This window comes from Myxococcus sp. AB025B (assembly GCF_006518215.1).
GTDB classification, from domain to species: domain Bacteria; phylum Myxococcota; class Myxococcia; order Myxococcales; family Myxococcaceae; genus Myxococcus; species Myxococcus fulvus.
On the sequence record NZ_SRLW01000409.1, the window covers coordinates 1 to 7065 of the forward strand.

A 7065-nucleotide genomic window follows, 5' to 3' on the forward strand; every position below is an offset into this window, starting at 1 on the left:
CCCTTAAGGGCGCTTTCCCCCTCCGTCCAACTTCCGGCGCCCCCCACGCCCACCTGGCGGCACCCTCAGTCCATCCAGCACCAGCGTGGTGAGCGCGTCCGGCAGCTCCAGCGGGTTGCCGATGTCCTCCTCGCTCAACACCGCGAGCAACAGCCGCTCCACCGCCCCCACCACAGCGAGCCCGCTCACCGCCGGACGGATGGGCCGCAAGAGCCCGTGCGTGTGCGCCTTCTGGGTGATGGCCACCGCGTGCCGGGACACCTCGCGCGACAGCTGCGCCACCTTCGTGCGCGCCCCCACCGCGGGGCCCCGGCTCTCCTGCAGGTACAGCCGCACCACGCCCGGGTACTGCAAGAGCGCGCTGGCGATGACCGCCGCCATCGCCCGGTACGCCTCGAACATCGCCTCCACATGGCGCGCCCCCGCGAGCGCCCGGCCACACGCCTCCAGCCCCGACAACAGCTCCGCGCGCACGGGCGCCAGCAGCGCCTCCACCAGCGCCGGCTTGTCGGCGAAGTACCGGTAGAACGTCCCCTTGGCCACCCCCGCCGCCTGGGTGATGTCGTCGATGGTGACCGCGTCCAGCCCCCGCTCCACGAAGAGCGTCAGCGCCGCGTCCTCCAGCACCTTCGTCCGCTCCCGCCGCGCCGTCTCCCGCACGCCCCCCGGACGCCCCGGGCGTCTGCCCGCCTCCCTGGCCTCCCGCTTGGGACTCACCATCGTGCGCTCCGACGCATCGCGTGATACATAAAGAGTGACCAAATAGTCATGATATCTGAGGGCGGGGCGTCGGCCGGGCGCTCCGTGGGAGAGCGACGATGATTGGCATCCCTCTGGGCTGGGCGTACTCCAATTTCGGTGAATGGGCGCTGCACAAGTACGTGCTGCACGGCCTGGGGCGCCGCCGCGGGAGCTTCTGGGGCTTCCACTGGCACGAGCACCACCAGGCCTCGCGCCGGCACGACATGCTGGACGACCAGTACCTGCGCTCCTTGTGGACGTGGTCCGCGCAGACGAAGGAGCTCTTGGGGCTGGCGGTGCTGGCGCTCGCGCACGCGCCCCTGTTGCCGGTGGCGCCGTTCTTCGTGGGCACCGTCTGGGCCTGCGCGGCCAACTACTACCGCGTCCACCGCCGCGCCCACCTGGACCCGAAGTGGGCCCGGGAGCACCTGCCGTGGCACTGCGACCACCACCTGGGCACGGACCAGAACGCCAACTGGTGCGTCACCCATCCGTTCTTCGACAACGTCCTGGGCACCCGCCGCGAGTACCTGGGCGTGCAGCCCGTGCACGCGGGAGAGCGCCATTCCGTGGCCTCTCCCGCGCACCCGTGAGGCGGACCTAGAACACCAGGTCGAAGTAGTTCGCCTTGGCGCGCACGCCCGCGCACGCCTCCAGCCGGGCGCTCCAGTCGCGCGTGGGCAGCGAGCCGCGCGCGGTGAAGACCAGCTGCAGCGAGTCCTCGCGCGCCATGTCCAACAGGTTCACCGCGCCGCTGCCCGTCAGCCGGATGGACTGGGTGGGCGTGGTGCTGGCGCGGCGGTACTCACCGATGAGGATGCTCTCGGTGGTGCCCGGCTTCACCACGGACACGCTGGCGCGCTCGATGCCGCTCAGGTCCGTGCTGGACGTCACCTCGAAGCCGCGGAGCCTGAGCTCCGTCTCCACGTCTGTGTCCTCGGGGAGCACGTCGTCGAAGTCGCCCAGCGGGAAGTCGAGCGCGTACTCGATGTCGGCGGAGCCGGGGAAGGAGGCGGGGAAGTCCACGTTCGGCTCGGCCTTGCAGATCTCCTCGGCCTCCGCCTCGATGAAGAACAACGAGTCGCAACCGGTGGCGACGAGCGCGCAGGTGGAGAGCACCAGGGCGCGGAAGGAAGTCGTTCGCATGGTGGGGGCTCCTGGCCTTAGAAGAAGTAGAAGAGGAACCCCACCTTGACGGAGGGGATGGTGGCGCGAACGGTGAGGTTGCGGGCGGTGATGTCCGACTCGTCGGTGGCGTCCTCGATGAGGGCGGTGGCGTCCTTCACCCCCATCCGCACGTAGCTCAGGCCCAGGTGCAGGAAGAAGTTGAAGCGGCTGGCCGCGCCAATCTCCAGGCCCACGCTGCCGGCCACGTAGTTGTAGCTGATGTCCTGGATGGCGGACGTCGCCCGCGAGGGCTTCGCGCCCAGCCAGTCCACCACGTCGTTGTAGTCCGAGCCGAAGTAGTACCCGGCCTCGGCGTTGATGGACGGCGCGATGAAGGTCTGCAGGGGCAGGATGCTCAACCCGCCGCGCAGGCCCAGGCTCAGCGTGTTGGTGGTGGGCCCCGCCTGCAGCCGCAGCCAGGGCACCGGCTTGAGCACCGCGGACAGGCCGATGCCATGCGGCGCGCCCGCGTCCACCAGCAGGCCGAAGCGGTAGGGTGAGTCGCCTCCGCCCTCCTGGGCGTGGGCGGCGGCGCCAGTGGCCAGCGCCGTGAGGCAGGCCAGCGCCGTGCCGTGTCGTCGTAGGAGTGCCGCGCGTCGTCTCGTCGAGGGTGTCGCCGTCGTCATGTGCTGTTCCACGAAGGGAAGTCCCGGCCCGGGCGAGCATCATTCGGCGCCACGCCCCGAAACGGAAGTCGCGCGCTCGAAAATGATGCCGGCGGCCCCCTCGAGGCACGGAAAGCCCCGGGTTCCCAGCGCCGGCCCCGAGGAGGGGAGGCCCGCTGCCCGGTGTACACCAGGCAACGAAACCTCCCACACGCCTCGGGCCCTGGTCAGCCCTGGAGCGCCTCGGTGCGGCCCTGGCGCGCGTTGACGGCCTCGATGACCTGCGCGGGCGCAATCACGCCCTGGCGGCCGAGGATGACGGCGGTGGACTCGCCCTCCGCCACCACCTTGCCGTTCGAGATGAACTGGTGCGTGGCGTAGAAGTACTTCTCGTCCCAGCGCGAAATCGTCATCGACACCGTGTACTTGCGGAACGGCGGCAGCGCCTTTTTGTAGTCCATGGTGTGGCGCACGATGATGGGCGCCCACTTGTTCTTCATCATCAGCGCCGCCAGCCCCGTGCGCACGAACAGGTCCACCCGGTTCAGGTCACACACCGTGAGGAACCGCCCGTTGTTCATGTGCAGGTTCAGGTCCAAATCATTGGGCAGCACGCGCTGCTGGAGGGTGCTGGTCAGCGCGTCCACCTTCATCTGCGGCTTCCACAGCGAGGACACGAGCACCCACAACATCCGGAGATAGAGATTCATGTGCTTCGCGCTGCTCCTGCAGGAAGAACGAGATGAGGCGGGACGGCGGATAGTAGCCAAAGCCGGAAGCGTGGCGGTACATGAAACCCAGATGGCCCCCGTGCGGTGTGAGCTCCAGTTGCACGTGGGAGCGCAGCTCGCCCGGTGAGGGCAGCGTGTCGGGCGCCACCAGCGGGTCGTCTCCGGCGTTGAGGATGAGGAAGGGCGTCTGGAGGTCGCCCAGGAACTGCCGGCTGCTGCAGCGGCGGTAGTAGCCCTGGGCGTCGCTGAAGCCATGCAGCGGCGCGGTGAACACCTCGTCGAAGTCGCGGATGCCGCGCAGGCCCGACAGTGCGCCCAGGCGCGAGGCGTACTCGGGCAGGTGCCCCTTGAGCCGCGCCACGCGCTGGTAGGAGCGCAGCACGCGCAGCTGGTAGAGCTGGTTGATGCCCTCGTACGCGCGGGCGGCGGTGCTGGCCAGGTCGAACGTCAGCGACACGGCGGCCGCCGCGCGCAGGTGGCTGTGGTGGCCCGTCTGCGCGAGGTAGCGGATGACCATGCTGCCGCCCAGCGAGAAGCCCACCGCGTACAGCGGCGTGGTGGGCTCCTGCTCGCGCACGGTGGCGACGAGCCAGCCCAGGTGTTCGGTGAAGCCCGCGTGGTAGAAGGGCGCCAGCCGGTTGGGCACCGCGCCGCCCCGGTGGCAGAGCACCGCCGCGCGCAGGCCGCGCCGGGACAGCTCTCCCAACAGCGCGCGGATGTACGTGGAGTCGGGCGTGCCCTGCATCCCGGGCAGCAGGATGAACAGCGGCCCTGAGCCCTCGCGGTTCAGCCAGTGCACGTCCACGAAGTCGCCGTCGGGCAGCTCGTGCCGGCGCTGCTCGATGGCCACGTCGAAGCGCCGCGGGTCCAGGTGCGGCGCCACCGTCTGCACGTGCGAGTGCCTGAGCCACCACGGGGCCTGGAAGCCGGAGGCAGGCTCACCCACGGACGGCCTCGACGGGCGGCGTGGCCGTGTCCTCGGGCAGCGGCATGCCGATGCGCGCCATGACCTCCAAATCCTTGGGCGTGTAGGGCCGCGTGCGGCGGCGCACGTAGTCGGCGCCCAGCACCAGGTTGAAGTTGGACACGCCGCCGTAGCGGTGGTGCAGGAAGTGGTTGCGGTAGATGGCGCGGCCGTAGCGCGTGCGCAGGAACCACGCGAGCCACCGGGGCGCGGTGCGCTGCCCCTCCTCGAACGGGCGGTGCAGGTACGGGTGCACGAAGTGGCTCATGAACGGCGGCAACAGCAGCGTCACGCACCCGGCCAGGAAGGCGATGGGCTTGAGCGTGAAGTAGAAGAGCGGGAAGAAGATGACCAGCGGCGAGACGAAGACGAACGCGCCCTCGCCGTGCAGCTTCGTGGCGAACGCGCCCTTGATGATGGTGACGCCGTGCTTGCCACGCTGGAGCAGCTCCTCGGTGAGCTTCGTCTTCTCCTCCTCGTCACGGAACTGGGTGACATGGTCCCCGCGGAAGGTGCGCACGTGGTGGATGGTGTGGTGGGAGAAGTGCGTGTTGATGAGCGGCCGGAACAGCCACGGCGCGCGCTGCCAGAAGCGCACGGCCTTGGGGCGCGCGTCGGACACGTACTCGTGCATGAAGGACTCGATGTACGAGGCGATGACATAGCCGAGCACGAGCCCGAGGAGGACATGGATGAGGTCGGACATGGGAGTCAGGGCTCCTCTCCGGAGAGGGTGAGCAGGCGGTCCAGCCGACCGGGTGAGGGGGCCGGAGCCGCCAGGAGCGCGGGTGCGCCCCGGGGTGGGGTGGGGGGAAAGCCCGTCATGCGGCCTTGCGACGCGTCGTAGACCTTGAGGCGGAAGGCCTTCAGCGACTCGAACAGGCCCAGGCGCACGCCGTGGCCCTCCAAGTCATGCTGCTGCATGTAGTCGCGCAGCAGGTAGCCAGGCACCTGCGGCTTGAGGTGGTGCACGTGGTGCAGGTTGATGGCGCCGAAGGTCCACTCGAGCACGCGCGGCAGCACCAGGAAGCTGCTGCCCTTGAGCGCGGAGTCCTTGAGCGTCCAGCGCGCGTGCGGCACCCAGTACGGCTCCTCCACCTGGTGCTGCACGAAGAACAGCCAGATGCCCAGGCCCGCGGCCACCTGGGTGATGATGAGGTGCATCAGGAAGAAGCGCGGCCAGTCACCGAAGGCGAGGAAGGCCGCGTGGACCGCGACGAGCGCCAGGTTCGTCACCCAGATGGAGCGGCGCTCCGGCACGCGCGTCCTGGGCACCAGCGTGGGCAGGCGGAAGCGGAACATGAACTGGAACACCGGGCCGATGCCGAGCAGCACCGCGGGGTGGCGGTAGAGCCGGTAGCGCAGCCGCTCGGCGGGGCGGAGCGCCTGGTACTCGTCCGCCGTCATCGTCACGATGTCGCCCGTGCCCCGGCGCTCCAGGTCGCCGCTGGTGCTGTGATGCACCAGGTGCATGGCGCGCCAGTACGCGTGCGGCGCCAGCGTGAGCAGCCCGAGCCACGTGCCCACCCGGTCGTTCATCGACGGGCGCGCGAAGAGCGAGCGGTGGGAGCAGTCGTGCTGGAGGATGAAGACTCGCACCAGCGTGATTCCCGCGAGCACCGCGAGCCCCAGGCCCAGGGCCATGGAGCGCGCGAGGGCCACGTAGCTGGCGGCGGTGAGCAGCAGATAGGCGCCCGCCGTGCCCACCACGTGGAGCAGGCTTCGGGTGGTGCGGGGTTGCCAGCGGGCTGTCGGTGCGGGGTGTGGGGTGTGGGGTGTGGGATGAGCTGTCATGGTTGTCTCGACGCTGCGGGCCGGCCCCCCGGAACCATTGATTTCTCCATCAATGGACATAACCGCCGTGACGCGTCGCGACAAGGACTTCGCAGGTTTTGCGATGGTTTGGTAGTTTTCTTGGTTGGGTGTGCCTCGGGGACTGTCAGGGGCGCAACAGTCGATGGAGGCTCACCTCGAGCTGGCTGCGGATGAGGGCCAGCAGGCTCTCCAGTTCGGCGGGGGCCAGGTGGAGCCGGCGGATGAGCGCGTCGCGGGTGCGCTCGACGAGCTGCTCGCGGGCCTGCGCAATCCAGCGCGCGGCGGTGGAGCGGGAGGTCTGGTACATGAGGCCCACGGAGTCCACCGAGAGGTTGTCGACATGGTGCAGGCGCAGCAGGCCGCGCTCCCGTGGGGAGAGCGTGGCGAGGGCCTCCTGGAGACACTCCCGGAAGTCCTCCTGGTGCCGCGCCCGGATGAAGCTCAGCTCCGCGTCCCCGCCCACCAGCGCGTCCGCGTCCGAGGGCAGCGCGTCCAGCGCCACGTGACGGGGCACCTCCGCGTGCAGGTCCGCGAGCAGCCGCGTGGCCACCGCATGCACCCAGCGCTCCAGGGGGCCTCGGCCCGTGTACGTGGCGATGCGCGGCAGGGGCGTGCCCTCGGCGACGAGGAGCCGGTGGCGCAGGCGCTGCTTGAGCTCGGCGACGCGCTCGGCGTCCTCGGCGGGGAACCACGCGCCCACGCGGGCGAACACGCTCGTGTCCAGCTGGGCCAGGGCGGAGGCGTCCGCGTGCGCGCACGCGTAGGTCAAGAGCAGCTCGCCCGCGTGCACCTGCTCGAGCAGCGCGCACGGGTCCTTCGACGCGGGCATGCGCGCGGCCAGGTGGCGCACGAAGTCCTCGGGCTGGAAGCACAGCGTGGGTTGCTCGTGTCGGGCGCGGACGAGGAGGGCCTGCAGCCGCGCCTCCAGCGTTCCAAGGTCTTCTTCCGACGACGTCTTCACGGGTGTCACGGCGACGAAGGTCCGACTCAGCCCCAATGCATCCCCCATGGAGGGGGAGTCTAGCCGGGGATGGGTGAAGGG

At 69.9% G+C, this 7065-nt stretch carries 9 protein-coding genes; 1 reads left to right on the forward strand and 8 read right to left on the reverse strand.

Features of this window, described 5'->3' with window-relative positions; all coding sequences use genetic code 11:
• Positions 1-3: 3 nt before the first annotated feature.
• Positions 4-720, reverse strand: a complete 717-nt coding sequence (locus FL311_RS39250) for a TetR/AcrR family transcriptional regulator (protein ID WP_141332765.1) — start codon at positions 718-720, stop codon at positions 4-6.
• A gap of 98 nt (positions 721-818) precedes the next feature.
• On the opposite strand from FL311_RS39250, the gene FL311_RS39255 reads away from it, so the two are divergent.
• Positions 819-1334 carry a hypothetical protein gene (locus FL311_RS39255; protein WP_141332766.1) on the forward strand — a complete coding sequence of 172 codons (516 nt, stop codon included), beginning with the start codon at positions 819-821 and terminating at the stop codon, positions 1332-1334.
• 7 nt (positions 1335-1341) lie between these two features.
• On the opposite strand, the gene FL311_RS39260 is transcribed toward FL311_RS39255, so the two are convergent.
• The 7 genes from FL311_RS39260 to FL311_RS39290 all read right to left on the reverse strand — a co-directional run.
• Positions 1342-1887 (reverse strand): hypothetical protein, encoded by a 546-nt coding sequence (locus FL311_RS39260; protein ID WP_141332767.1) that lies wholly within the window; start codon positions 1885-1887, stop codon positions 1342-1344.
• A gap of 17 nt (positions 1888-1904) precedes the next feature.
• Complete coding sequence (locus FL311_RS39265) at positions 1905-2534, reverse strand: hypothetical protein (protein ID WP_141332768.1); 630 nt, start codon at positions 2532-2534, stop codon at positions 1905-1907.
• A 206-nt stretch (positions 2535-2740) separates the two neighbouring features.
• Positions 2741-3223 carry an acyl-CoA thioesterase gene (locus FL311_RS39270; protein WP_223747135.1) on the reverse strand — a complete coding sequence of 161 codons (483 nt, stop codon included), beginning with the start codon at positions 3221-3223 and terminating at the stop codon, positions 2741-2743.
• Positions 3114-4190, reverse strand: coding sequence for a YheT family hydrolase (locus tag FL311_RS39275; RefSeq protein WP_141332769.1), 1077 nt, complete (start codon positions 4188-4190; stop codon positions 3114-3116). The genes FL311_RS39270 and FL311_RS39275 overlap by 110 nt, the downstream gene beginning before the upstream one ends.
• Positions 4183-4914 carry a hypothetical protein gene (locus FL311_RS39280; RefSeq protein WP_141332770.1) on the reverse strand — a complete coding sequence of 244 codons (732 nt, stop codon included), beginning with the start codon at positions 4912-4914 and terminating at the stop codon, positions 4183-4185. Before FL311_RS39280 ends, FL311_RS39275 begins: the two co-directional genes overlap by 8 nt.
• A gap of 5 nt (positions 4915-4919) precedes the next feature.
• Positions 4920-6002 carry a fatty acid desaturase gene (locus FL311_RS39285; RefSeq protein WP_141332771.1) on the reverse strand — a complete coding sequence of 361 codons (1083 nt, stop codon included), beginning with the start codon at positions 6000-6002 and terminating at the stop codon, positions 4920-4922.
• Positions 6003-6147: 145 nt separating this feature from the next.
• Positions 6148-7065 (reverse strand): sigma factor-like helix-turn-helix DNA-binding protein (locus FL311_RS39290; RefSeq protein WP_228557382.1); only part of this gene is annotated, 918 nt, incomplete at its 5' end.